The organism is Escherichia sp. AM3, from assembly GCF_032029835.1.
Taxonomy (GTDB): domain Bacteria; phylum Pseudomonadota; class Gammaproteobacteria; order Enterobacterales; family Enterobacteriaceae; genus Escherichia; species Escherichia coli.
This window is the reverse complement of the sequence record NZ_JAVUPQ010000880.1, coordinates 1-286: the sequence shown is the minus strand read 5'-3', so window position 1 is coordinate 286 and position 286 is coordinate 1. Positions and strand designations below refer to the sequence as shown.

At 58.4% G+C, this 286-nt stretch carries 1 pseudogene; it reads right to left on the bottom strand.

Going from position 1 to position 286, the window contains the following annotated elements:
• Positions 1 to 45 precede the first annotated feature (45 nt).
• Positions 46 to 286, bottom strand: a pseudogene (locus RTW80_RS28850) (ImcF-related family protein); the annotation flags it as partial.

The window sequence follows — 286 nt, the reverse complement described above, 5'->3', positions numbered from 1 at the left end:
ATCGGAGCTGTTGTTGTGCTGAATGTCAGCTTGAAAGCTTTCTCAGTTGACGTTTAAGTCGCGAATGTAGTGCTGGCGCACGGCGTTGTCGATCTGCTGTTTATCTTCCTGAGCGGTGGTCGCTCCCAGTACCCAGGCGTCGTCCTCGTGCAGGGCGGTGGTCACACTGTCGATCTGGTCGTTGAAGCTCTTCCAGTAGCCGTCCGGCGTATACAGACCCGGTACGCCCTCACTCACCGGCTTGCCGCTTTTACGGGAAAACACCAGCTCGCTCTGCGGGCCGCCG